Source organism: Pelomonas dachongensis, from assembly GCF_043555865.1.
Classification (GTDB): domain Bacteria; phylum Pseudomonadota; class Gammaproteobacteria; order Burkholderiales; family Burkholderiaceae_C; genus Pelomonas; species Pelomonas dachongensis.
The window spans coordinates 1-22924 of sequence record NZ_JBIGHY010000001.1 but is presented as its reverse complement, the minus strand read 5'-3'; the positions used below and the strand labels follow the sequence as shown (position 1 = coordinate 22924).

Annotated in this window: 24 protein-coding genes and 1 pseudogene; 9 read left to right on the top strand and 16 right to left on the bottom strand. The window is 65.0% G+C overall.

Features of this window, described 5'->3' with window-relative positions:
- Nucleotides 1-47 precede the first annotated feature (47 nt).
- The 5 genes from ACG02S_RS00125 to ACG02S_RS00105 all read right to left on the bottom strand — a co-directional run bounded on the left by ACG02S_RS00125 (nt 48) and on the right by ACG02S_RS00105 (nt 6251).
- A complete protein-coding gene (locus ACG02S_RS00125) occupies nt 48-1511 on the bottom strand; it encodes a DUF3375 domain-containing protein (RefSeq protein WP_394468403.1) in 1464 nt (487 codons plus the stop codon).
- 446 nt (nt 1512-1957) lie between these two features.
- Nucleotides 1958-3040: a relaxase/mobilization nuclease domain-containing protein gene (locus ACG02S_RS00120; RefSeq protein ID WP_394468402.1), complete on the bottom strand. Its 1083-nt coding sequence runs from the start codon at nt 3038-3040 to the stop codon at nt 1958-1960.
- The gene (locus ACG02S_RS00115) at nt 3037-3699 is read right to left on the bottom strand and encodes a hypothetical protein (RefSeq protein WP_394468401.1); all 663 of its coding nucleotides are present in this window, start codon (nt 3697-3699) and stop codon (nt 3037-3039) included. The genes ACG02S_RS00120 and ACG02S_RS00115 overlap by 4 nt, the downstream gene beginning before the upstream one ends.
- Nucleotides 3700-3804: 105 nt before the next feature.
- Nucleotides 3805-5676, bottom strand: a complete 1872-nt coding sequence (locus tag ACG02S_RS00110) for a type IV secretory system conjugative DNA transfer family protein (protein WP_394468400.1) — start codon at nt 5674-5676, stop codon at nt 3805-3807.
- Between the two features lie 164 nt (nt 5677-5840).
- The gene (locus ACG02S_RS00105; protein WP_394468399.1) at nt 5841-6251 is read right to left on the bottom strand and encodes a hypothetical protein; all 411 of its coding nucleotides are present in this window, start codon (nt 6249-6251) and stop codon (nt 5841-5843) included.
- A gap of 475 nt (nt 6252-6726) precedes the next feature.
- On the opposite strand from ACG02S_RS00105, the gene ACG02S_RS00100 reads away from it, so the two are divergent.
- From ACG02S_RS00100 to ACG02S_RS00090, 3 genes are all read left to right on the top strand, one after another.
- Nucleotides 6727-7047, top strand: coding sequence for a PadR family transcriptional regulator (locus ACG02S_RS00100; protein WP_394468398.1), 321 nt, complete (start codon nt 6727-6729; stop codon nt 7045-7047).
- Nucleotides 7048-7070: 23 nt separating this feature from the next.
- Nucleotides 7071-8147: a hypothetical protein gene (locus ACG02S_RS00095; protein WP_394468397.1), complete on the top strand. Its 1077-nt coding sequence runs from the start codon at nt 7071-7073 to the stop codon at nt 8145-8147.
- A gap of 81 nt (nt 8148-8228) precedes the next feature.
- Nucleotides 8229-9137, top strand: a complete 909-nt coding sequence (locus ACG02S_RS00090; RefSeq protein WP_394468396.1) for an alpha/beta hydrolase-fold protein — start codon at nt 8229-8231, stop codon at nt 9135-9137.
- Between the two features lie 360 nt (nt 9138-9497).
- On the opposite strand, the gene ACG02S_RS00085 is transcribed toward ACG02S_RS00090, so the two are convergent.
- The 6 genes from ACG02S_RS00085 to ACG02S_RS00060 form a co-directional block, all read right to left on the bottom strand.
- Nucleotides 9498-9758 carry a hypothetical protein gene (locus tag ACG02S_RS00085; RefSeq protein ID WP_394468395.1) on the bottom strand — a complete coding sequence of 87 codons (261 nt, stop codon included), beginning with the start codon at nt 9756-9758 and terminating at the stop codon, nt 9498-9500.
- Between the two features lie 14 nt (nt 9759-9772).
- Nucleotides 9773-9979: a hypothetical protein gene (locus tag ACG02S_RS00080; RefSeq protein ID WP_394468394.1), complete on the bottom strand. Its 207-nt coding sequence runs from the start codon at nt 9977-9979 to the stop codon at nt 9773-9775.
- Nucleotides 9980-10058: 79 nt separating this feature from the next.
- Nucleotides 10059-10607, bottom strand: a complete 549-nt coding sequence (locus ACG02S_RS00075; protein WP_394468393.1) for a hemerythrin domain-containing protein — start codon at nt 10605-10607, stop codon at nt 10059-10061.
- A gap of 312 nt (nt 10608-10919) precedes the next feature.
- A complete protein-coding gene (locus tag ACG02S_RS00070) occupies nt 10920-13244 on the bottom strand; it encodes a xanthine dehydrogenase family protein molybdopterin-binding subunit (protein ID WP_394468392.1) in 2325 nt (774 codons plus the stop codon).
- A complete protein-coding gene (locus ACG02S_RS00065; RefSeq protein WP_394468391.1) occupies nt 13241-14353 on the bottom strand; it encodes an FAD binding domain-containing protein in 1113 nt (370 codons plus the stop codon). Before ACG02S_RS00065 ends, ACG02S_RS00070 begins: the two co-directional genes overlap by 4 nt.
- On the bottom strand, nt 14350-14901 hold the full coding sequence (locus tag ACG02S_RS00060; RefSeq protein ID WP_394468390.1) for a (2Fe-2S)-binding protein: 552 nt from the start codon (nt 14899-14901) through the stop codon (nt 14350-14352). Before ACG02S_RS00060 ends, ACG02S_RS00065 begins: the two co-directional genes overlap by 4 nt.
- Nucleotides 14902-15541: 640 nt before the next feature.
- On the opposite strand from ACG02S_RS00060, the gene ACG02S_RS00055 reads away from it, so the two are divergent.
- The 3 genes from ACG02S_RS00055 (at nt 15542) to ACG02S_RS00045 (ending at nt 17431) form a co-directional block, all read left to right on the top strand.
- The gene (locus tag ACG02S_RS00055; RefSeq protein ID WP_394468389.1) at nt 15542-15883 is read left to right on the top strand and encodes a hypothetical protein; all 342 of its coding nucleotides are present in this window, start codon (nt 15542-15544) and stop codon (nt 15881-15883) included.
- Nucleotides 15884-15918: 35 nt separating this feature from the next.
- Complete coding sequence (locus ACG02S_RS00050; RefSeq protein WP_394468388.1) at nt 15919-16446, top strand: hypothetical protein; 528 nt, start codon at nt 15919-15921, stop codon at nt 16444-16446.
- A gap of 415 nt (nt 16447-16861) precedes the next feature.
- The gene (locus tag ACG02S_RS00045; RefSeq protein WP_394468387.1) at nt 16862-17431 is read left to right on the top strand and encodes a pyridoxamine 5'-phosphate oxidase family protein; all 570 of its coding nucleotides are present in this window, start codon (nt 16862-16864) and stop codon (nt 17429-17431) included.
- Between the two features lie 303 nt (nt 17432-17734).
- Here ACG02S_RS00045 and ACG02S_RS00040 read toward each other — a convergent pair whose 3' ends face one another.
- Both ACG02S_RS00040 and gntA read right to left on the bottom strand, forming a co-directional pair.
- Nucleotides 17735-18349: a DUF1989 domain-containing protein gene (locus ACG02S_RS00040; RefSeq protein ID WP_394468386.1), complete on the bottom strand. Its 615-nt coding sequence runs from the start codon at nt 18347-18349 to the stop codon at nt 17735-17737.
- Complete coding sequence (gene gntA, locus ACG02S_RS00035) at nt 18346-19029, bottom strand: guanitoxin biosynthesis heme-dependent pre-guanitoxin N-hydroxylase GntA (protein WP_394468385.1); 684 nt, start codon at nt 19027-19029, stop codon at nt 18346-18348. The genes ACG02S_RS00040 and gntA overlap by 4 nt, the downstream gene beginning before the upstream one ends.
- Before the next feature lie 474 nt (nt 19030-19503).
- Between gntA and ACG02S_RS00030 the strand changes: the two genes are divergently transcribed.
- On the top strand, nt 19504-19704 hold the full coding sequence (locus ACG02S_RS00030) for a hypothetical protein (protein ID WP_394468384.1): 201 nt from the start codon (nt 19504-19506) through the stop codon (nt 19702-19704).
- Nucleotides 19705-19722: 18 nt separating this feature from the next.
- Here the strand turns inward: ACG02S_RS00030 and ACG02S_RS00025 are convergent, their stop codons facing one another.
- Genes ACG02S_RS00025 through ACG02S_RS00015 form a run of 3 tightly spaced genes read right to left on the bottom strand, consistent with a single transcriptional unit; the run spans nt 19723 to nt 21856 of the window.
- Nucleotides 19723-20712 carry a FecR family protein gene (locus ACG02S_RS00025; RefSeq protein WP_394468383.1) on the bottom strand — a complete coding sequence of 330 codons (990 nt, stop codon included), beginning with the start codon at nt 20710-20712 and terminating at the stop codon, nt 19723-19725.
- A gap of 53 nt (nt 20713-20765) precedes the next feature.
- On the bottom strand, nt 20766-21257 hold the full coding sequence (locus ACG02S_RS00020; RefSeq protein ID WP_394468382.1) for an RNA polymerase sigma factor: 492 nt from the start codon (nt 21255-21257) through the stop codon (nt 20766-20768).
- Between the two features lie 5 nt (nt 21258-21262).
- Complete coding sequence (locus ACG02S_RS00015; RefSeq protein WP_394468381.1) at nt 21263-21856, bottom strand: hypothetical protein; 594 nt, start codon at nt 21854-21856, stop codon at nt 21263-21265.
- Between the two features lie 104 nt (nt 21857-21960).
- Between ACG02S_RS00015 and ACG02S_RS00010 the strand changes: the two genes are divergently transcribed.
- Both ACG02S_RS00010 and ACG02S_RS00005 read left to right on the top strand, forming a co-directional pair.
- Nucleotides 21961-22317 (top strand): helix-turn-helix domain-containing protein, encoded by a 357-nt coding sequence (locus ACG02S_RS00010; protein ID WP_394468380.1) that lies wholly within the window; start codon nt 21961-21963, stop codon nt 22315-22317.
- Between the two features lie 232 nt (nt 22318-22549).
- Nucleotides 22550-22798 (top strand): annotated as a pseudogene (locus tag ACG02S_RS00005) (IS5/IS1182 family transposase); the annotation flags it as partial.
- Between the last annotated feature and the right edge of the window lie 126 nt (nt 22799-22924).

Sequence of the window (22924 nt, the reverse complement as noted above, 5' to 3'; positions counted from 1 at the left end):
GGACGTCCTGTGTTGCTTCCTCTTGCATGGCCCGAATTCTCCCGGGTTCAGCGCGAGAAGATCACGCGCGGCAGCCGCGCCTCGCGCGTGACCAGCTCGCCCTGGGCATCGCGGGTGGTCCAACGCACCGGCTCCGTGACGGCATCATCCACCGTGGTGCGGGCGTCATCCGCGTGAGCCAGTTCCAGCCAGGCCACCAGTTCGGCCAGGCCCTGGCTCAGCGGCTCAGCCTCAAGCAGCTCGCGCAGGGTGAGTTGCGCTCTGCCGCGCAGGACCTGCTGCAAGGTGGCTCTCAGACGCTCCTTGTCGACGACGAACTGGTCGAACAGACGCGAGGTGTCGATGACTTCATCGGCAGCGGCAGCGTCCAGCGCCAGGTCCGCCAGCCTCACCTTGCGGCCCGGCGTGAACAGCGGACGCTCCTGGGTCAGCGCGATGTTGGCGCTCATCTCGTCCAGGCTCATGGGCGCCTCGGGCGTTGGCTGGCCGCGCAGCGACAGCGCCTTGGCCTCAATACCGCGCAACACCTCCAGGATGCGGCGGTTCTCGACGAAGGCGCGGTCGTCCAGGAAACGGCGCAACTGCTGCGAGAGCTGAGCGACGGTGCGCTGCGTGTGCTCGCCGGCCTCCAGCCAGTCGTGGTGGACGCGGCGCATGCGCGGCTCCGGCTTCAACGCGGCCACGGCCGGCAGAGCCAGCACCTGATCGAGCCGTTCGGACAACTGTTCCTGCCGGCTGCTGGACATCAGGAAATCCCAGAAGGCGCGGAAGCTGCGGCCCTGGTCCGAATCGCCAATGGCATCGCGCTCGCCGAGGATCTCATCCAGCAGCGCGCCCTTGGCGCCTTCCCACAACGCGATCTTCTCGCGCACCCGCCGGTCCAGGCTGCGGAAGTTGTGCTCCACCTCGCGGAAATCTGCCAACAGCTCTCGCGCCAGCTGCTGAAACTGCTGGAAGCGGTCCTTCACGGCGGTGTCGTCCAGCAGCGGCACATCGCCGGCGCGAACCCGGTTGATCTCTGCGTCGATCTCGTCGCGCTTCTTCTGCAGGTCCTCCAGGCGGCGGGCCGGATCGACTTCGGTGCCCGCACCAATCTGGTCCAGCAACGCGAACAGTGTCAGCAGCCGCGACTCGGTGCCGACGAAGGGGCGTTCGGTCAGCGACACCAGCCAGGCGATGGCCTTCTCGGTGGCCGGCGTCAAGTCGAACTGCGCCTCATCGCTGCCCGGCTTGTAGAACTTGCGCAGCCAGCCCTTGTCGGTGCCGGCCCAGTCGTTCAGGTAGTCCGTCGCACCCTTTGGATACGCATCCTCGCCCAACTGCTCGCGCAATGCGAACAGGTCGTCCTCCAGCGCCTCGGCCAGGTCAGCCTCGCTCATGGTGCGAACGTTGGGCAGCACGAACGTGCGATGCAGGAAGGACGCCACCAGCGGGGCGTGTGCGGAGGCGAGCAGTCGCCAGGCGGGGTGGCGCTCGCGCAGGGTCTTGAGGTTGGCGTGGTCGAGTGACATGACTCAATCAGCCCCGCGGCAGCCGACGCGCGGCTGCGCAGCGTCCAACAGTCGGCGCGCCCTCTCGAATGAATGAACCCAGGTCACAGCAGATGAGCTGGCGGTATGCGTATGAGTGATCTGCTGATCGAATGTTCGCAACAACGATGTCATCCCGTGGCACTTGTGTGGCAGTCGCAATTGCGCCGGCGCGAAGCCCTGACCACTTTGTCAGTTGACGTTGAACTTGAGATGCCGCACCCCCGCCGAGAACGGCCCCTCAGTCCTGTCCCGGCACCTCCCAGGCGGGGCCACGCCAAGTGTAAGAGGCCGGGGGCGGGTGACATCGCTACGAAAAGCTCCGGCACTGGCTCGGCAGGCCCCATAGCGGCAGTCAGGCTTCACGCACCATGTCGGCACCCGATTGGGCCGCGCCGGTGGGCACCGACGCTGGCACCGAACGAACTTCAACGGACGATCTCGGGACCTGTCTGCGTCCGTTGCGTCGTTCCCTCCAAACCGTTGCTTTGCCGCCCCCGCTCAACGCTGGTGGCCCTCTCCAGCGCCGCTGCTCGTTCCCGCCGCCAGCTTCGTTCGCTTTCCTCGATCCGGCCCCTGTTGTCTTCCAGGTAGCGCCTGACGCCGGGCATGGCTTCAGGATCCCTGCGAAGCACCTCGCGGACATAGGGCGTGCGGCAAAGGAAGTCCCCCACCTGTGTCGCCAGATCGCGATCATCATGCCGATCGGACTCGCGCAGCGCGACAAGGATGTTCGACCAGGCCTCCAGCGCGTCGCCCAGGGTCTTTTCAACGACCGGACCACTCTTGGTCTCGTGGATCTTCGCGGACAGACGTCCTGCATCCCTTGCCTTCAACTGCCACAGCGTGTGGAACTTTCGCGTGGCGCCGCGCGCCGCCTGAGGCGTCGCCTCAGCCTCGATACCACGGTCGCGCAGCTTTTCGGCGAACGTCGCCCGCCAGCGTTTGAGGTCCGGCGGACCGATGCTCAGCCGCTCTCCTGTGATCGACTGGTTCTTCACGCACAGATGGACATGCGGGCTGGTTTGATGCGTGTGCAGGACCATCACATAGCGGTATCCAGCAAGCACAGTGCGGGCGCATTCCCTTGCCGCCTGCCGCACCCCTTGCGCGTCAGTCCCTGCTGGCATCGCCAGCATCAGGTTGCGTGACTCCTGCCGTGTGCTGATATTGGGGATGAACGCACCGCCATAGCGCCACTGCCGCTCCAGATCGAGCAGCGCTTCCTTGCCTTCGCGGACCTCTCCCCGGTCGTCCTCGAACTCCAGTTCACCATTGCGGGTGATGTAACGCAGATGGTCATGGATCGCCGACATCCCCTTGCCACCGCCGCCGGTCTTCACGATCACCTGAGGTGCTCGCCGCACGACGCCCACGATGCGATTTCGGATCGCGCCGGCCCGTGCAGTCAGCTTGGGCGTGTGCAGAGGCTTGACGATCCGGTTGCCCGGGTAGAACAGCCGGTCGCCCCACTGGACGAGGACGTCGTCGACGTTGCGGCCCGCGCTCACCACCGCGCCCTCCGATAGGGCTTGAGCTCCTTGATCAGCATGGAAGCTTCCTCCAGGTGCTCCCCCACCACCCGCTGCAGCGATCTGACGCTGTTCACATACGGCTCGAAATCCTCCCGTTTCGTCCCTGTCTCGTTCAGGAGGCGAAGGTAAGCAGCGAGGTCGGTGGAAATCGTCGCCACCCGATCCGTCGAGATCCTCAGCGCCAGGATGGCGGCGGCATGGTCGTCAGGAAGGGCCGGGGGATGCAAGCCCTTCAGCAGCGACCACACGAATTCGCCCCGGGTCATGTCCGCCGCACGCGCACGCGCAGTCAACTCGGCAGCGAAGGCCGCGGGCAGGTTCAGATGGAATTGCACGTTGTGCGCGGAATGCTCGAACGGCTCGCCGCCCGGCCCGGCCGTCGCCGGCCCGAGCTCTTCGTCGAGCCACTTCAGAACGGCGCGTCGAACCACAACCGCCATGCTCGTCTGCTGCTGCACGGCATACGCACGCAGTCTCGGTCCGAGTGAACCGAGGATCACCTGCAGCTTGTCGCAGGGCTGGGGCGGCGACTTGCATCCCGCCCGCCGAGGCTCAAGCCCCGTGACGGGCAGCGCCGTCGCTTCATCCCGAAGCGACAGCTGCTCGGGCTTGTGCTGGACCAATGACTCGTTCATCACGCAGTACCTCGCTCTGATGTGGTCAAAAGAAGGTCGCCCAGTCCCGCGAAAGGTTCCCGCGAAAGGCGGCGAGCCTTCCCGGCGGGTCCGCGACCGCAGCAGTCAGTGGGAGCGTCCATCGTCTGGCTCGCTTCCGACACCTGCAGGGTCTGGCAGGCTGTGACCCAAGGGATCGGCCCTGAAGTTGCGGGTCCTCGAGAAACTGGACAGGTCGTGGGCAAAGGCCATGACGCTGGCTGCCTCGTCAGCTTGGCGCCGTTCACCGATCTCGCAGCGGCGCTTGTGCACCAGCGCCTGGTGCAGCACCACGTCCAGCTGCGGCACCACCGGCGGCGCAAGCACCCGCTCCCGAAAAGCCAGCTCCTGGTCGAAGCGAATCCTGCGGGCGAGGATCGGCCGGTATCCCGTCAGGCTGACGATCGCGCAATCGCTACCGAGCTCCTTCAGTTCGTGCGGCATCAGGAACGGCCACGGCGTCTCGCGCAGCTGGCGGCTCACCAGCAACCGCCCCAGGCCGAAACCACTGTGCCTAGGCGCGGACATCCGGCAGCGATCTGCCAGCATGGCGCTGTACCCATGCGCCTCGTCCTGCTGCCTGGGCGCAAAGAAGATCTGCAGGCTGTGATGGCGGGCGAAGACCTCCGCCTGGTTCGATCCGTAGATGACGCCCAGATCCGACACCGTCCGAACGACCGTGAGCAGCCTCAGGTTGAACTCGCCAAGGTCAGGCGCAGCAGACGTGATCGAGGACATCCTGCCCATGGAGGAGAACGCGTCGCAAATGAGCAGGCACTGGTACTTCAGCGTCGCATCGGCCTCGGGTCGCACAGCGGTGTTCAGCTCGATGAGCTGGCCAAAGAACAGGTTCAGCAGCGGCGTGGCGCCCGCCAGGCGCTCCTTTGGAAGATGCACATAGACCGACATCCTTCGCCGCCTCAGCGCGTCCAGCCGGAAGTCGCTCTCGCTGGTCGCCGCATCCACGACGGGATCGGCGAAGACGAGCAATGGTGCCCTGAAGGCCGCGACGATGCCGGCGAGCGCGGGCTCGGAGATCTCCAGCACGCAGGCCAGCGCCTGGGTGCACTCGTCGGACAGCGGCCGCCCCTCTTCGCGTCGCTGCCTGATCAGGTTCCGGATGTGCGACGTCAAAGAGTCGCCATAGCCCGATGCCAGCCTCAGCATCTCACCCATGGTGAACGGCGACTCGGGCGACTCCGACAGCAGCAAGCCCAGCACGACGAACAGATTGCGGGCCGTTCTGGTCGAGGCGTTGTCCCGATCCGGGTAGAGGAGACAACCGATCCGCAGCAGGTCCGTCACCCGGTCGTTCCCGCTCCGGCGGACGACCGACAGCGGATTCCATCGATGGCTCCGCGCGTCTGCATCGAACGGCGCGAAGGCGTAGACCTCGCTTGCGAACTTCGCCCGAAAGCCTGCCGTGGCCCGGTAGCCCCCACCATCGACATCCACCACCACCACCGAGTGCGGCCAGCTCAGCAGGTTCGGAATGACGACGCTTGAGGCGGCACAGCTACGCGCCGGCGCGGCCAGCAGAACGGAGCCCTGACCGCTCAGCGACAGGTACCGGTCGCGATAGCGACCCAAGAGGATGGACGCGGGAGTGCAAGCGAGCAGCCCGGAGCGCCTGACCTCGGCCGCGCACGCGAACCTTGCATCGCCGAGCAGATATCGCAGCGGCCGCACCCGAACGAACAGCACCACCCGCAGGACGATCAGCAGCCCCCCCGCAGCGGCCGCGATCGCCACCTCCAGCCGCGTGCGAAGACCTTCATCGTCCGCGTACGCCATCCAATACTCCGCGATGCTGAAGACCCCGGCGGGGGATGGGCTGACCAGGTTCAGCAACAGGAAAAGCACGCCCGCCAGGTACATCGCGACAAGCAGCAGCGCGACGTAGGCACAAAAAGCCAGGATCAGTGCAGCAACCTTTCGCTGCGTCGACCACAGGACCATGGATGTCTCCCGTACCGGTTGGCAATGTCACCTCGCGCGGCGGCCGGACCTGCGTCCCAAGACGACGTAGGTTCGGGCCCCTCGCGACCCCTTCGCGTTGGATAGGGGCTTTCGAGGCGGGGCTTTGCGGGCATAGCGGCGGGAGGCCCCTCTGTGCGGCGCAGTCACTGGCATCTTTCGCTGCTGGTGCCCTTCGCTGCGGGCAAATCCAACGCAATGTCGATACGGATGGCGCGCAGCAGTCGCCCAGGAGATGGTGGCGGTCCATTGCTGTTGTCGTCGCTCAGCCCACTGCGCCCAATCTCGGCGGCATTTGCAAACTTGGCGTCGCCGCGCAGAGTTCTTCGTACGGCGAGCAGCAACAGCAGGAGACCCACACCGGGTACGGCGATGGATATCGCCTGCTTCCTTCGCAAGTTTGAGGCGACTTCGCACAAGCGCCAGTAGCGAACGATGCTGATGGCTTTTGCCTTCCCGACGAGGTTCAGCGCGAGAAGGAGCACACCGGCGATCTCCATGGCCAAGCCCATGCGCGCAGCACAGGCGGCGCCGCCGAAAGCGACGGCGGCGACCACGCGTTGGGTGGGACCAGTTATCCATACAGCACTCCCGGCGGTTGAGACGCTCGATCCGGCCACCCGCGTGGGATGGGCGTTACGGCAGGCGTCCTCAAACAAAGATAGGCCAGGATCAGCCCGATCTCGGGTCTGCATTTGGGCTCAAATTACAGCCACCCCACCGCTTGTGAATGGTGATGGGGGAGGGTTAGCACTGATCGGAAGCGCCGTCTGGAGGAACGTTCCTTGGACGGCGGGCACGAATACCGGCGCGGACACCCTGATTGGGACCAAGGGGCGAGCCCGCCACACCCGAAGACTTGGCTCGCGTCTCTTTTGGTGGTCAGGGTGCGGCCATGAACAGACATCCGCGTGAACCCGCATGGTGGTTGCTCAAGGTTCTCTACTCCTCAGTCCCCGCAAGCAAACAGTCGTCTGCGCGAGCCCAAGCTGAGTCATTGACGCCATAACTCTACATATGTAGAGTTATGGCATGAGTCGCAGTCGCGCCCTGTCTCCACAAGCCTTGGGCGTCGTCGCCGCGCTGGCTGCTTCTGGCGAATGGCGCCACGGGTACGACCTCATGACGCAGGCCGGTGTCAAGTCCGGCACGCTGTATCCGTTGCTGATGCGTCTGGAATCCCAGGGGCTGTTGGAGGCTCGCTGGGTCGAGTCGCCGCAGGCCGGGAGGCCGCCGCGACACGTCTACCGGCTGACACCGGCAGGGCGTGACTGGGTGGCGTCGCAGGCGGAAGCACTCGCTGCGGTGCCAGTGCAGCCGACGCCGCTGCATGCTGCAAAGGCCCGGTCATGAGGCATGCCCCTTGCGCCTGGCTCGTGACCACAGCCAGCCGCCTGCTCATGGGCGCGGCGGCCCGGCTTTTGAGCGCACGGCATGGGGCGTGGGCCCAGGCGATGCAGGCCGAAGCGAAGGCCATCGAGGACGAGCGCGAGGCCCTGGCTTTCGCTTGGGGATGCCTTTGTACAGCGCTCGGCCATGCGTTTGCATCGGCACGGGCCGGTCTGGGGCAGGTCCACCACTTCGGGGTGCTGGCCTGCTCGGCCACCGTACTTCTGGGCTGCGTCTACATGCATCGCGCGGGTGCGCCAAGTCACTATGTGTGGATCAACCTGCTGTCGCTGGCCTTTGCGCTCGTCACATTTCGCCTGCTCCCGCTGCAGCGTCTGCAAGCTGACGAGCTGCTGCGTGCCAAGGCGTCGTTCGCGATGGGTGCAGCGCTACTTGTGCTCAGCTCGGGCCCGATGTTCACGGGCGCTGTCGCGTGGCTGAGGTTGGGGTCTTTGCCATTGAACCTGGCCTGGCTCCTGCTGCCACCGCTGCTGGTGGCCGCCGATGTGCGGCGACTACCCGCTGCTCGGGGGTGGGCCTTGGGCGGCCTCTTGATGGCGTGCCTCGCTCTCGCGCTGATGGCCGACGTTGCGTTGATGGGACTCGCTGCGGTCGTTCTCAGCGTGCTGGCTTGGCGTGACCGCAGCACTGCACTGGCGCTGCTTGCATGGGTTACCGCTGTCATGGCCCTGCACGTCGGGCAACGATGGCAGACACCTGAGGCTTTGGACTTTGTCGATCGGGTGTTGATCGGTGGCATGGATCGGAGTCTGGCGATCGGCCTGGCTCTGGCACTGCTTCAATTGCTGCCGCTGGGGCCCGCGTTGCGCTACCGAGGGGCGCACATTCACGGCCTCGTGTGGGGGCTGCTGGTGGCACTGTCGTTGCCCGGATGGCTGCCCTCGCCGCTGGTGGGCTTCGGTGGCAGCTTCATCTGCGCCTACGTGCTGAGCCTCGCACTCATGTCCGAGGGCTCCGCCGAACGCCCTGCAGCCCGTCGGTGGCACGTGTCGCTGCGTCGCCGGCGGCACCCACCACCGCTGCCGCACTCAAGTCTGACCTGAACCCTCGCATGCCTGCTGGACCACCTGCGCCCTGCGGTGGTGGCTGCTGCATGCCCTACTCTTTGACAGGAGAACCCGCAAATGATCGCGTTCAAGCTACCGCGCAGGCTCTTGGTGCCCGTGGCGACACTCCTGGCCTTGACCGTTGCTATCTGGTGGGCTTGGCAAAAGTTCAGCCGCCCTTGGGGCGATCAAGCCGTGAACTTCGCTCCAGCCCGCCAGCAATGTCACCAAGAGGGGCCACTGCGCTATTGCGTGTACCGCGCTTCAGGCGGCGTCAATGGAGACGTGCTTTACCACCTGCACGGGCGCAACCTTGAAGCGGAGATCTGGAACGACCCGTTGTACTTCACCGCCATGATTCAGGCGCACTGGCAGCGCGCCGGCCTGTTACCCCCTACCGTCGTTTCGCTGTCTTACGGGCCGGTATGGTTGCTGGCGCCGAAGGGCCAAGCTGAACTCAGCGGTCTGTTGGACAGCATCTGGCCGCACATCACCGCCATTGAAGCCCTCTTGGGCAAGCCCAGGCGCCGGCTGCTGATGGGCGAGTCAATGGGGGGCCTGAACAGCCTGGTGCTGGGTCTCAGTCAGCCCCAGCATTTCGACAAGGTGGCGGCCTTGTGCCCCAACGTCTACCAGGATTCACCGTTCGCTCCCCTCGGTCAGATCCAAGCGGCGATGACGCGCACGGGTGCTGAGCCTCCCATCATCTTCGGCGTCTGGCAGTTGGCCCGCCGCTATGTGTCCGACGACCAGGAGTGGCAACGCATCTCGCCACTGGCGCTGATCGAGAAGGCTGCCCTTCAAACGGCGCGCCCAAGCCTTTACTTGTCCGCCGGTCTTTACGACCGATACGGTCTCTACGAAGGCGCCGAGCAACTGGCGCAACGCAGCGCACAACTCGGCTTGACCACCGAGTGGCATCCGGTCTACGGGGGACACTGCGCCATCGACATTGCATCGCTGAGCGCATTCCTGGTGGTGCGGTGACCATTCCGCCGCAACGCGTTGGCGGTTTCAGGGCAGCGATCGACACTGAACGCCACCTGGATCGGGTCTCGGTGGGAGGGCGACGACATGATGCTGGCACGGCAACCGGCCGCAATCGCGAACGACTGCAAAGGTAGGTCGAATCCTCAGCCATCGATGTCGCGACAGGGTCGGGAGCCCCCGTTCAACCCTCCGTACAGCTGACATTCTCCTCTCTCAACCGAGATGAGTCACGACCCCGCCGCCTAGCTGGCTGCGTCACCCTCGACAGCGGTTGAAGCTGCTGCAACGACATCAACTGTGCCGATGACGGCTTTGTGTACCGGTTGGTGAAGATGGCTATCCGAGGGGCACCCCGTCTCACGCGCTGGGCATCCCCTTGTCGAACGCCGGGATGCCCTCGATGACATGGTGGGCCGCCTCGGTAGCGTAGTTGAGGGCCTCAAGCGGCGTGCTCCACAGGTTGTCCGTCGTCGGACGGTAGGTGTCGTCCGCACCGGTCACGTGACCGGTGGCGACATCCAGGATAGTGAACCTGCCTTCGAAACCGCCGCCGCGGGGCACAGCCTCCACGGCGAAGCGAACGCCGCGGTGCACATCGTTGGATACAGACTTGTTCATGGCATCTCCGGGCTTCAGGGTTTGCGCTTTGGCTTGGCGCGGCGGGTGGCCTGGGGTTTGGCTCCAAGCCCGCCGAACCAGAAATCTGCGATCTGTTGCTTGGCCTGGTTCGTCGCGGTGGCGGTCTGACGCCGCACCGCCTGAGTGGCCTTCGCGCGCCCATGCCCCAGCGCAGCATTGGCCGCGCTGAGCCACATGCTCATCAAGTAGTTCTTCTTCAACCGCAGAGTCATGACAGCGGGGTTGAAACGCAAGGGGCAGGGGGCGGTTTCGCGAGAGTCCGCAGCATGCACAGGGGCCTCAGTGCGGATCGGCGTCCTGCCCCAGCAACTGGGCTTTGCGCTCGGCGATAGCTTCACCCAGCGCCTCAAGATCCACGTCGGACTTGCGGACCTTGGGGAACATCTCGCCCTCCTCTTCCTTGACGTGATGATCGATGTACTCCCCGAGCACCTTGACCTTGGCATCGTAGTGATCGTCGTGCGGCGAGCCGGCTTCAATCTGGGCGATCAGCTCCTTGGCGCTGGCGTGCTCGACGTCAGCTTCGTCGACCAGGTCTTCATCGTCTGCAAGCACTTCGCGCGCTGCCGGGTAGAAGATTTCCTCCTCGGCGGTGGCGTGAGCGGTAAGCATGACGCAGATCTGAAGCGCGATGGCCTGCTTCTCGCCGGCGTCCCCGTCAGCTTTGACCAGCTTGTCGTAGGCCTTGAACAGCGACTTCACCTCGCGGTGGTCGTTGATGAGCAAGTCGATGGCGTCAGGCTTGGCGTTGCGCTTCGCCGATGCGGCTGGCTTCTTGGCTGCACTCTTGGTGGCCTTGGCTGAGGTCTTCGTAGCGTTGGAAGGCATGAGATTTCCTGCTGGCTAGTGGTTGGGGGTTCGCCGAACTTGAGTCGGCGGGTGGTGGATCAGATGTCGTCGCCGTTGGGATCGGTCGCACTGTCGTCCGATGCAGCGCCAAGCTCGTGGCGCTGCTGTGGCTGCGGTGCTGCTGACCGCCCTGGCTCATGTTGTTGCGCTGTTCGTGGCAGAGATTGCTGCTGCTGTCCGGTTTGGCTCTGACCACCGTCGGAGGCGCCTTGCTGCATGCCAATGCGGCTGTCCCCTGCCGGCTGGCGTGTGCCGCTCGAATCAGACTGTCCCTCATGGCTGCCCTTCGGTTCAGATCATTGAGGACTCAAGACCAGGCCCAGCCATGACCTTGTCGGGCGTCATCGGCGTGCTTCGGATGCGCTTGCCGGTCGCGTGAAAGATCGCATTGCTGATTACGGCAGCCACACCGACGATGCCGATCTCGCCAACGCCCTTGGCGCCGAAGCGACTGACGATACGGTCGTCCTCTTCGACGAACAACACCTCCACCTCCGGCACGTCGGCATTGGTGGCGATGTGGTACTCGGCAAAGCTGTGGTTCATGAAGCGACCCAGCTTGTGATCGCTGAGCGTCTCCTCATGCAGGGCCTGGCTGATGCCCCACACCACGCCGCCGATGATTTGGCTGCGTGCAGTGACCGGGTTGACGATGCGCCCTGCCGCGACCGCGATGACCACACGCGTCACCCGAACAGTGCCCAGCGCTTCGTCCACCTTTGCCTCGACGAAGACTGCAGAGTGCACCGCGCGCACAAACTTGCGCTGTTTCAGGACGTTGGGCAACAACAGGTACTGGACCTCAATGCGGTCCTCGCCGTTGGCCTTCACCAGGGCCCCCAGTGGCAGCGCTGCCTGTGTGCGCCGGCACACCAAAGTGCCGTCTCGCCAGACGGCATCGGCCAGCCGGACGCCGGCAAACCGTCCGTCCACCGCCTTGGCGCGCTTCAGCAGTTCCTTCTTCAGCTTTTCGCAGACACCATGCACTGCCGACCCCACCGTGGCAATGTGTGCCGAACCACCCTCGATAGGCGCCACCGGCAATGTCGAGTCGCCCAAGCGGAAGGTGACGGCCTCCAGAGGCAGCCCCATTTCGGCGGCAGCGATCTGGGAGATGGCGGTGTAGGTTCCCGTGCCGATATCGCTCGCGGCGCTCTCCAGCAGCAACTGGCCGCTGTGGCTCAACGTCGCCCTCACGCGCGCAAACATCTGCAGCGCATCCCAGGTGCCAGTGGCCATGCCCCAGCCGACGTGCTCATGGCCCTCCGTCCGAGCGCGCGGCTGCGCCGCCCGGCGCTGCCAGCCAAAGCGCTGCGCCCCCAGGTCGTAACAGTCGCTCAGCGCCTTGGTGGAGAACGGGAGGTCCTTCTCGATGTCACGGTACGCATAGTTGATGCGACGCAGCTCCAGCGGATCGATGTGGGCGACGTGAGCCAGCTCATCCATCGCCACCTCGATCGCATGCACACCGTGCGCCGCGCCGGGAGCGCGCATGTCCATGGGACTGTGCTGGTCGAGCGGCACGACCTGATAGGAAAAGCGCGCGTTCTCACACGGGTACAGCTGGCTCGACCAGTTGACGACGACCTCGACATAGTCCTCTTTCCTGGACGTTTCAGCGGCAGCCTCGTGGATCATCGCCATCAGCTTGCCAGAGGCATCAGCGCCCAGGCGTACGCGCTGCCAGGTTTCGGGCCGGTGGCCGAAGGTGAACATCTGCTGGCGGGTCAGGACGACGCGCACGGAGCGTTTGAGCTTCAAAGCTGCCATCGTCGCCAGGACGAGGTTGTGCTGCGGTCTCAGGCCGGAGCCAAACGCGCCGCCGACGAACGCATTGCGCACGGTCACCTGGTCCTTGGACAAGCCGAACACACGCGACACCAGCCATCGGCAATTCTGCGAGCCTTGGTTCTTGTCGTAGATCGTCAGATGCCCGTCTTCGCCGTAGATCACCGTGCTGGCGTGCATCTCCATGGGGTTGTGGTGCTCGACACCGGCATAGAACTCGGCGTCCACCGTGTGCGCAGCGGCCAGCAGTGCACCGTCCGCATCGCCACGCGGTTTGGGCGGCGGCGTGTAGCCCACCTTGAAATGCGACGGGTCGCGCGCTCGCACCAGGCCGCCGTGGATGCCCGTCTCGTGCGGCACCACGTCGACCTCCACCTCGACGAGCGCTGCAGCTCGACGCGCCAGCTCCAGCGACTCCGCCACGACGAGCGCGACCGGCTGTCCGCTGTAGAACACCTCGTCGTCATGCAGCGGCTTGAACGGCGAGCCCGCGGGCGCCGTCATATCCTTGTAGAACAGGTCCAGCGAGCGCATGGGCGGTCGGTTGAGATGCGACAGCACATCGATGACGCCTGGCAACGCCAGCGCCCTGGACGCGTCGATGCGCACGATGCGGCCGCGCGCAGCGGCGGTGTTGACCACCACGCCATGCAGCACGTCGCGGTCACCATGCTCGGCGGCATAGCGGGCGGCGCCCGTCACCTTGGCCAGCGCATCGATGCGCAGCGTTGGCGTGCCAATGGCGACCGTGCCGGTGCCATCCGGGGCCATCGGCTGCTGCGTCTGGCGCACGCGGTCAATGTCGTCGAAGAATGAGACCTCGTTCATCGCGCGGCCCCCTGTGACAGCGAGGCACTGGCGGCGCCGAGCGCCCGGAAAGCGTCTTCACCGGTGTTGGTAGCCACGCCGGCCAGCGCCATCTCCAACGCGCGCACGATGGCTCGCGCGGCCAGCGGGATCTTGAAGCTGTTGCCGGGCGGTGCCCCGGGAACCTCCGCACCGCCACACGCCCGCGCATCGTCAAGGATTCGCGCTGCACAGCGGCCAAAGGCCTCGCTTGACGGCCGCTGACCGACCAGCAGCCGCTCGGCATCGCGATTGCGCCAGGGCTTGTGCGCGACACCGCCAAGCGCAACACGTGCATCTGCGATGGTGCCGTCGTCGTTCAAGTCCAGCGCCGCTGCCACCGACACCAGCGCGAACGCGTAGGACGCCCGCTCGCGCAGCTTCAGGTAGCAGCTGTTTGCTCGCCAGCGATTGGCGGGAATGTCGATGTGCGTGATCAGTTCGGCCGGATCCAGCGTCGTATCAAGGTCCGGTCGGTCGCCGGGCAGCCGGTGAAGCTCATCGAAGGGGATCGCCCGCAGGCCGTCAGGGCCGATGACGGCCACGGTGGCGTCCAGCGCAGCGAGCGCCACGCACATGTCCGACGGATGCGTCGCAACGCAAACATCGCTCGCACCCAGAATCGCATGTTGCCGGGCCAGACCGTGGACTGCGGGGCAGCCACTGCCAAGCTCGCGCTTGTTGCAGGGCACCTGGGTATCGTAGAAGTAGAGGCAGCGGGTCCGCTGGAGCAGGTTGCCACCATTGGTGGCACGGTTGCGGATCTGAGGCGACGCGCCCGCCAGGATGGCCGACCGGAGCAGCGGCAACCGGCTGCGCACGAGCGGGTGGTTCGCGGTGGCGGCATTGGTGGCCAGGGCGCCGAGGCGGATCCCGCCGTCCGGTCCGTCGGTGATGTCGGCCAGCCGCAAACGCGAGATGTCCACCATTGATCTGGGCTGCATGACGCCCTCGCGCCAGAGGTCCACGACATTGGTGCCGCCCGCAAGGTACCGTGGTGCCGTGCGTACAGCCGCATCCTCATGGACTGCGCTCATCAGCTGCACGGCGTGTTCGGGCGACCGCGCGCGTACGAAGTCGAACTCGTTCATGCGCGTTCCTCGCCAGCGGTCTGTCGCGTGGCCGTCATCGCGGCGGTCGACGCGACGATGGCCGCCGGTGCGGTATCGGGCCCAAGCACCACCCGCGCGACCGCGTCGACAATCTGCGGGTAGGCGCCGCAGCGGCACAGGTTGCCGCTCATGCGTTCCCTGATCTCCTGCCGGTTTTCCGGCGGATGCTCGTTGAGCAGACCCGCTGCCGAGCACAGCTGACCAGGCGTGCAGTAGCCGCACTGCAGGGCGTCGCAGTCGATGAAGGACTGCTGCAGCGGATGCAGGCCGCTGGCAGTGGCGGAATCGCCTGCCTGGGCGGCCAGCCCCTCGATGGTGGTGACTTCGCATCCTTGCGCGCAGACCGCGAGCACCAGGCAGGCGTTCACGCGCATGCCGTCGATCAGCACGGTGCAGGCGCCGCACTGGCCGTGGTCGCAGCCCTTCTTGGTTCCCGTGAGTTGGAGGTCGTGACGCAGCAGGTCAAGCAGCGAAGTCCACGGTTTCACATCCACCACAGCGTCACATCCGTTGATGCGCAGGGGCATCCCTGTCCCAGATATGGCTGCCGGCAGCAGTGCGACGTCATCGATTGCATTCATTCGGAATTCCGTTCAGTGCTCGCAAGCCACGGCAAGGCATATGCCCGCTCCGATTGATCGGGGTTCGCTCTACAACGCCGTGCGCGCGTGTCTTGAAGCCGTTGTTGTGCAGGGGCGGGCCGTGTTGTCGCTGCTGTTGCCTTTGCCGCACGATCTTCTGGCTACCAGCCGTGCAGCTCCTACAGGCGGCTCAAGCCGGGTCAGGCGCGACAGGTAACGCTTGCCGCCGAGTTGGGAGCTGCCGAGGTGCCCACCCTGTGCAGCGCGTGCATCTGCAGACCGGGTTCATAACGGCCCTGCGAATCTGCCGGTACAGCTCACATGGAAACGGCAAAGCCGGTGCTGACGTTCAGTGCGGAGCACTTCCCGATGCGGGCAGGAACCTCCGATGCCGACCAGATCGCCGATACACGCCCCTCGAATTGGGGTGGGATGAGGCTGCCATCTCCTACACCGACATCTCTTGCGCCCCCACGCTCGTCCCTGCCCTGCGCTGCAAAGATCCGTTATGTCAGCTTTCAAGGCGGACGCTGACCACCCCCATCAATGCGGGCACCACGCCCTCAACCTAGCCAGGAGTCCACTGATGAACGCCATTTCGCGAATTGCCGCAGGCCTCGCCTTCGCTGCCACCTGTTCTACCGCCTTCGCTCAGGAGGTAGTGGCTCCGTCCGCATCGCGTCCGGACGCGATCGCCACCTCCCCGGAAACCGCCAAGGTCGCGAACGACAAGGCCATCAAGAGGTCTGATACCGCCACCGTCGTGCGCACGGGTCCGACCGTCGCGGACCGCGCCCGCCAGGCCAGCGACAAGGTCGATGCCAAGGTTGACGGCATGACCACGTCGCAAGGCACGCCAGTTGCCAGCGATAGCACGCGTGCCTCTGGCCGCGAAGTTGCGCTCGCGCCGAAGGCGGACCGCAATTGACCGATTCGGTCGAACACCCACAACAGGAGCCAATGATGAACCCCACCGATGACCGACGCCTTGTGACCGGACTGTTTCCCGACCGCGCCAGCGCCGAAGCCGCGTACAAATCCGCCAGCGATCGCGGCTACAGCAGCAGCGACGTGGACGTCGTGATGTCCGACGACACCCGAACCCGTCACTTCACCGACGTCGGTGCCGAAACGGAACTGGGCACCAAGGCAGCGGAAGGCGCAGGCATAGGCGGAGCGATCGGCGGCACGATCGGCGCTGTCGCTGCGGCTGTTGCAGCCGTTGGCACCAGCGTTGCCATTCCCGGCCTGGGTCTGGTGATCGCTGGCCCGCTGGCCGCGGCTCTCGCCGGCGCAGGCGCCGGTGCTGCCAGCGGCGGCCTGGTTGGCGCGCTGATCGGCTGGAGCATCCCTGAAGAGCGTGTGAAGCACTACGAGGCAGGCCTGAAGAACGGCGGCATCCTGATGGGCGTTCGCACCAAGTCCGACGAAGACGCGGATCACTTCGAACGGCACTGGACGAGCAACAACGGACAGCACGTCTACCGCTGAGTCGTTGCGGCCTGAACAAGCGGCAGTTGCTCTGGCAGCTGCCGCTTCACTGTTCGACGCGACCTATCTCACGACGCCCAAGCGACGTGCGCCGGATTTCAGCCAGCCCTTGTTGGGCCACCCACGCGCGGTCGGCCATGACCCTGATGCGGTTGACGGTAGGCAGCAACTTTTGGACATCGGGCAGCGCCAGGGCCGCGCTTTCATCGACGAGACCCTGGCGACCTTCTAACACCGGGGTGCCACGCCGCGCGGCGCCAGGCCGGGTCGCATGGCATCGATCTCAAAGTGCGCGCGCCGTTGTCCTTGCGCGCCGCAGGTCGGCCTGGGCGTGCACGCTGTGGCGGCCTGCTGCTGAAGCCGGCGCCGTGGGCGTCGCAATGTTGTCGCTGCCGGTCTCGAACGCTTATTGCCCATGCACCAGACCGACCTCTACCAGGAAATCAGAATGGACTCGATCAACCGCGAACAGCCCGAGAACAACCGTGCCGACTTGACGGGCGCTGATGCTTTGGAACGTGTCCGCCAGACCATCAAGAAGAATCAGACCTGCTTTTTCTGCACGGGCGTCAGCACCGGTGGTTCGCACGCCAACCGTCCCATGGGTGCGCTTGAAGTCGACGACGCTGGCGTGATGTGGTTCATGAGCGCGGCGGACAGCCACAAGAATGCCGAGATTCAGCGAAACCCCCTCGTCTGGCTGTTCTTTCAAGGCTCTGAACATTCCGGCTTCGCGAGCTTGCAAGGCCAGGCCACCATCGGACGGGATTCAGCAAAGATTGAGGAGCTCTGGAGTCCGTTGATGAAGACGTGGTTCACGCAGGGCAAGGATGATCCACGGATCACCACGATCGCTGTCAAGCTGGTATCCGGCTACTACTGGGACAACAAGCATGGCGACCTCGTGGCTGGCGCCAAGATGGCGATCGGCGCAGCGATCGGCAAGACGCTCGACGACTCGATCGAGGGTACGTTGCAGTTTTGATGTCGGCGCTGAGCGCGGCGAGGTTGCCTGGTTCTGACAGAACGGCAGCACGTCGCAGGTCAGCGCGAGCATTGGCGCTTGATGGTCTCCAGCTCCCCTTTCGAGGGCCCGCGCTGCCGAGCCTGCGGGTCACTCAGCTTCGCGGCGATACAAGCGTTGGAGCGGCCCGCAGCTACCTCTGCGTCCGATGCGGGTAGACCACTCCACGCCGACGATGCGGCGATCCAGACAAGTACGGCGCCGCCAAGGCCGCTGATGATTGCTTGGATCGGCGGACGCGATGTCGGCAGAGCCGATGCATGGTCAGACATCGACCTGGGACGATGAGCTGAGAACTTCAAAATCTATCGGCTTGAAGGAACCGTTGTTCGAGCCCTCGGCAGAGCAGGCCGTCAGCGCACACACGAGATCCATTTCCGCGCGCAGTTCGATGCAGTCACCCGCCTTCGAGAGCGGCGGCAGAACCGCGACGCGACCTTGCGGGTCGACATCCACGCGCATGAAGATGTTGAACGACGTCCCTATCCGCGCAGGCTCGATGCCGAAGAGCGCAAAGGCGTTCGCGAGGTTCTCGAAGCAGCTGGGATGGTGTCCTTTGTGTCGGTACAGGATCTCGAACATTTCCTGACTGCACGGGGTGAGCAGGAAGTCGTGTCTCTTCACGTCGTCGCGCAACACCGTGAACATGGGCCGGCTGTCGTTCGACCACAGCACGTCGCCCGTGCTCAGATAGATCTTGCTGGCGTAGTCAATGCTGCGGCCCGAGGACAGCGCACAAGCAGGGTTCCCTTCCTCGAAGGCAAAAAGATCTGAAACCTGCTCCCCCTGCGGATCGGTGACACGCAGCACATCGCCGCGCTTCATGCGAAAGCCTTGACCGGACTGGGGCGGGATTCTGCACTTGCAAGATTCGGTCATGCTGCGGCCTTGCGTACCTGGAACGGGCAGCCACCCCCGTGCTTGCCCGAGTATTGCTGTGCTTCGGACGCCTGCCCGAATTGCGCCAGCACCGGATTGATGTTGCCCTGCAGCTCGACGTCACGCTGACGGATCGCCGTCTGAAGTTTGGCGTACCGGCCGCTCGCGCGCATCGCTTCGAACTGCTCATGGAAATTGAACACCAGCGTGGGGCGAGGCGCGCGTCGCGCCAAGCGTGATGAGTTCGGGTGCAATCCCACGACGAAGAACGCCCGGCCCGCGACGCTGAACGAGAAGTCGTTTGAAGCCGGGTCATCGCTGACGCCCGTCGCCCATGCATGTCGGGTGGCATCGAGATCGTGAATCAACTGCAGCTGACGCCACAACTTCTGATGGAATTCGTCCTCCTCACCCACGCATGCCTCGAAGATGGCAACGAAGGAGACCGGATCTTCGCCAGGCTCCGGATACCGAGCAGAGAACTGGGCCAGGCTGCAGCACAGTCTTTGCGCGCTTGCCTCGGTGCCCAGCTCGTCACAGACGATCAGGTCCATGCGGCCCCGGTTGGACGCAGACTTCGCGCCAACGCAAGGGAAGGCACGATCGGAGATGTAGGTGTTGAACTCGGCAGCGAGGCGCTCGTGCCGCTGCGCATGGGCGTGGTTGTCTTGGTACTGCATGCCGCAACCTTAGGTCGCATGCACACTCACCGGCGTAGGCGCGGCACCGCGATTTCCCGCGCCTATGGCCCACGCCGCAGTAGGACACCGCCGAGCCCGGTACATCTGGTCACCGCTGCTCAGTCTGGCGATGGGCGCGCAGAAAACCAAGTGGCATGAGGTCCTGACCAGCCGTCGGTCCAGGTCGCTCGCCCCATCGATCCACCAGACAGGATCGCCTTTTCCCAACGCCCGCCCCATGCAATCGGCGGTTGCGCGCCCCAGTGCTCTGACTGTTTGCGAATGAGTTCTCCGCTTGGATCCACGGGCGTCCATCAGCTGTTGCACCAGCCGCTGCTGTACTTCCTGTGGACCTGTTGGTCGACACGCCGCGACCCTGGCACCTAGATCGCCGAGGCCGTCGCCCAGGCACTGCAGGCACACCCAGGTTTGGTGTCATGCACGGCCAGAAGGACCGGGCTGAACAGCGTCAAGGTGGCAGGCGCGCTGGACATCGACACCAGCCGCATCGGCCAGATCGACGGTCTTCCCTTGGTGGATGCCATGCGCAGCCTCGAGCAGGCAGCGGGTCAGCCAGTGGCGCTGATGATCGGCGAGGCCCAGCCCACCTTGACCAGCGAAGCGGGCATCGGGACAGCCTCGATTGTCCGATCGGCAGCGATCGAGACCGGCTGAGCGACAGCACGTCGAGACCTACTTGCGGGCCAATTCCAGCCCACCGTCGCGCGGCGTGACGACCAGGTCAAACAGTCTGGCCAGCGCCTGCGCAAAAGCCTCGTTGTCGCCGGTTCGGAAAGTGCCGCCGATGCGCAGCTCTTTGAACGTCTGCGGATCACGAAGCGTGATCGACACCGTGCTGTAGCGGTTCATCTCGGCGACGGCCTCTGCCAGTGTGGTCTCATCGAATATGGCGAAGCCCCGCTGCCAGGCGAGGAGCCGATCCAGCTTGGGACGATCCACGCGCATCTGCGACGCTGTTTGGCGCGCAGCGCCAGGCGACAGCGCCACACGCAAGCGCTCGCCCGGCGCCATGACGACGGGCGCACGGGGCTCGCCCTGCGCTGATCCTGCCGAGCGCTGCACGATCACCTGACCTTCGATCAGCGTCACACCAAAACCTTCCGCCGCCTGCGATGGCGGCGAGGATTGAACGAGGAATGCTGTTCCGGTGGCGACCACCTGGGCGTCCGCCAACTTCACGACGAATGGCCGGCCCGCGTCCTTCGCCACCTCGAAAAGCGCCTCTCCGTGTTCGACGGTCACGGTCCGTTGGGAGTCTGTCAACCTGACGCGAGCCTCAGTCGACGTGTTCAGCGTCATGCGGCTGCCATCGGCCAGGATGATCATCCGCTGCTCGCCGACCCCGGTGCCGTACGTGTGACCCGGCCAGAGGAGCACGACAGACACCGCCGCCAGGCACAGCATCGCAAGGCCAACGGCCACGCGTCCTGCGCGGCCGCGCAAGGGAGCCACGCGACGCCGCACTTCGACGGCTGCCTGAATCTGCGCCCGCGACAGGCCACCCACCTCCTGCCACGTGTCCGTGCAGCGCTCGAAGGCCAGGCGATGCGCCGTCGACTGGGCCTGCCACGCCAGGCACTCGCGCTCCATCGCCCGTGACCGGTCAGGACCGTGCAGCCGCGTCACCCACACGGCAGCCTCGGCCAAGATCTCGCGCGTCACGCGCGGCGTGTCGCTTGCCCCCTGCGTCCCGGAGGCGTCCCACGGTTGCACGGCTACCAGCCTTCCATCCACTCGTTCAGCCGCAGTGTCGCCTTGGCAAGGTGTTGATGCACGGTCGCGACGCTGATGTCGAAGCGCTTCGCGATTTCAGCGGGGGGCAGCCCATCGATTCGATTCGCCACGAGGATTTCTCGCGTCCGCTCAGTCAGCCGGCTCACACCCAGCGCAAGTCGAGCCATGCGCTCTCTGGCGAGCACCACGGCCTCCGTGGAGGGGGCGGTGTCCAGAATCACCACATCCTCCAGCAGGACGTGCTCGCCCCGTCCCACGGCTGTGCGATGCGCATCAATGGACAAGTTCAGTGCCGTGCGCATCAGGAAGGCCTCAGGCTGTTCGACGGGTTGCCGCTCGTCTTCGTAGCGAACCAGCCGCAGCCACGCCTCCTGAACAAGATCCTCGGCCTCGTGCTCGGTCTGCCCACGGCGTCGCAAGGCGCCACGCACCCGTTCAAGAACCTCCGGCCAGTGCACGAGCCACGCCGACATGGCAGTCAGGCCGTTCGGACCAGGACGCGGGGCGCAGCGCTGACGCCATACGGCGCCGGTTTTGCGCGCTTCCAGTAGTCGGCCAGCAGATCCCGGTCTGCGCGCTGAAATGTCTGCGCGAGGAAGTCGGCTGCCGCGACGTGATCGGCGAACGGACCGTACTTTTTCGCCGCACGCGACATGCGTCCCTGCAGGTGCTGCGCGGCGGTGTCGGTCCAACGGATGGCCTGCCGCATGCGATAGCTGGCAGCGCCGGACTCGACAAGCTCAGCCACGGAGCGTTCACAGAACTTCGGGCGCTGGGCCTTCATGGCGGCGACAAGACTCTCGTCAGCCGCCAACGCACCCACCCGCTCCAACCCGCGATTGTGGAGATCTTCGGCAATGCGCTGGGCCGTCTCGGGGCCCTCATCGCGCCAGGCGCCGAACACCTGGAACTGCCCGTCGGTAAAAAGGCCAAGCGCCCAGTGCCAGTCGGCAGTGAACCGCACCCCGTCAATCCGCATCGGAAGCTGGAGCATGCCGAACTGCACAACGGTGTAGCGGCAGCAGAGGGCGCTGTTGAGCCAGCGGGTGGATTCCCAGAAGCGGTAGGACATAGGTCACTCCCAGCGGTGAACCAGATCAACCTCAGGGTGAGGGCTGATCTTTACCTAAGTATAACTTAGGGACAGGGAAGTGCCAATGCCTAAGAGTTGCTTAGGTGAAAGCAGCGCAGCCTAAGTCCGACACGAAGAGCCCCGAGCCAGCCAATGCAGGCGGACTTCCGGTATTTGCTCGTCGGTTCGTCCAAGCCAAAGCTCGTGCCGGTTTGACTCTGGAACAGGTCGCCGTAGCTGCTGAAATTGACGATGCCGCAAGCGTCAGGATGAGCCAGTACCAACGAGGTGTGCATAGCCCCCGGTTCAGCGTTGCTCAGCAGTTGGCCAGGGCTCTTGATGTTCCAGTCGAGTTCTTCTATTCGCCGGACGACCAAACTGCAGAACTGCTGCTTCTGTGGCACGCATTGCCTGACGAGAGACGTTCACAACTCATTGAGATGCTTCTGGAAGCCGGCTAGGTCCTGAATCCGTGACCGCCCCTCTGTAGCCCTTCACCCTGCGGGTGACGCCCAGTGGCAGTGAGCTTCATGGCTTTGGAACAACCCGGCCATGCGCCCGATCCAAGTCAAGCAACTCCACTACGACCCACCCCGACTGCCGGTCTGGCCCTGATCGGTCATTTCCTGAAGACGCTTGCGCCGATGATGTCTGAGGTGGATGCGGCGCTGCCGGTGCGCAGTGGCGTAGCCACGGCTGACGGTCGACACCACGGTCCAGGAGAAGGCCATTGCCCATCCGACCGACAGCCGGTTGCTGGAAGTCGCGCGGGCCAAGATCGCCCGCCTGGCCAAGCGGGTGGGCCTGAAGCTCAAGATGACGCACGAGCGCGAGGGCCAGAGCTTGCGGCGGCGCGCCGGCGGCTACGCCCATGCCAAGCAGTTCAAGCGGCTGCGCCAGGTGGTGCGCCGCCAGCGCACGATCCTGGGCGTGCTGTTGCGTGCGTATTTCGGCCCAACGTGACCGCCGATTTCGGCATCGTGACCGGTGATTTCGGTCATCGTGACCGACACCCCATTTCGGCTCATCGTGACCGACCGTTTCGGCATCGTGACCGCCCATTTCGGC

Excerpts from the sequence above, each read along its gene's own strand:
- ACG02S_RS00015 (WP_394468381.1), bottom strand. The coding sequence starts at position 21,856 with ATGTCCTACCGCTTCTGGGAATCCACCCGCTGGCTCAACAGCGCCCTC.
- ACG02S_RS00110 (WP_394468400.1), bottom strand. The coding sequence starts at position 5,676 with ATGGTCCTGTGGTCGACGCAGCGAAAGGTTGCTGCACTGATCCTGGCT.
- ACG02S_RS00075 (WP_394468393.1), bottom strand. The coding sequence starts at position 10,607 with ATGCCTTCCAACGCTACGAAGACCTCAGCCAAGGCCACCAAGAGTGCA.
- ACG02S_RS00115 (WP_394468401.1), bottom strand. The coding sequence starts at position 3,699 with ATGAACGAGTCATTGGTCCAGCACAAGCCCGAGCAGCTGTCGCTTCGG.
- ACG02S_RS00055 (WP_394468389.1), top strand. The coding sequence starts at position 15,542 with ATGAACGCCATTTCGCGAATTGCCGCAGGCCTCGCCTTCGCTGCCACC.
- ACG02S_RS00050 (WP_394468388.1), top strand. The coding sequence starts at position 15,919 with ATGAACCCCACCGATGACCGACGCCTTGTGACCGGACTGTTTCCCGAC.
- gntA (WP_394468385.1), bottom strand. The coding sequence starts at position 19,029 with ATGCAGTACCAAGACAACCACGCCCATGCGCAGCGGCACGAGCGCCTC.
- ACG02S_RS00045 (WP_394468387.1), top strand. The coding sequence starts at position 16,862 with ATGCACCAGACCGACCTCTACCAGGAAATCAGAATGGACTCGATCAAC.
- ACG02S_RS00065 (WP_394468391.1), bottom strand. The coding sequence starts at position 14,353 with ATGAACGAGTTCGACTTCGTACGCGCGCGGTCGCCCGAACACGCCGTG.
- ACG02S_RS00040 (WP_394468386.1), bottom strand. The coding sequence starts at position 18,349 with ATGACCGAATCTTGCAAGTGCAGAATCCCGCCCCAGTCCGGTCAAGGC.
- ACG02S_RS00060 (WP_394468390.1), bottom strand. The coding sequence starts at position 14,901 with ATGCCCCTGCGCATCAACGGATGTGACGCTGTGGTGGATGTGAAACCG.
- ACG02S_RS00020 (WP_394468382.1), bottom strand. The coding sequence starts at position 21,257 with ATGTCGGCGTGGCTCGTGCACTGGCCGGAGGTTCTTGAACGGGTGCGT.
- ACG02S_RS00125 (WP_394468403.1), bottom strand. The coding sequence starts at position 1,511 with ATGTCACTCGACCACGCCAACCTCAAGACCCTGCGCGAGCGCCACCCC.
- ACG02S_RS00090 (WP_394468396.1), top strand. The coding sequence starts at position 8,229 with ATGATCGCGTTCAAGCTACCGCGCAGGCTCTTGGTGCCCGTGGCGACA.
- ACG02S_RS00070 (WP_394468392.1), bottom strand. The coding sequence starts at position 13,244 with ATGAACGAGGTCTCATTCTTCGACGACATTGACCGCGTGCGCCAGACG.
- ACG02S_RS00100 (WP_394468398.1), top strand. The coding sequence starts at position 6,727 with ATGAGTCGCAGTCGCGCCCTGTCTCCACAAGCCTTGGGCGTCGTCGCC.
- ACG02S_RS00085 (WP_394468395.1), bottom strand. The coding sequence starts at position 9,758 with ATGAACAAGTCTGTATCCAACGATGTGCACCGCGGCGTTCGCTTCGCC.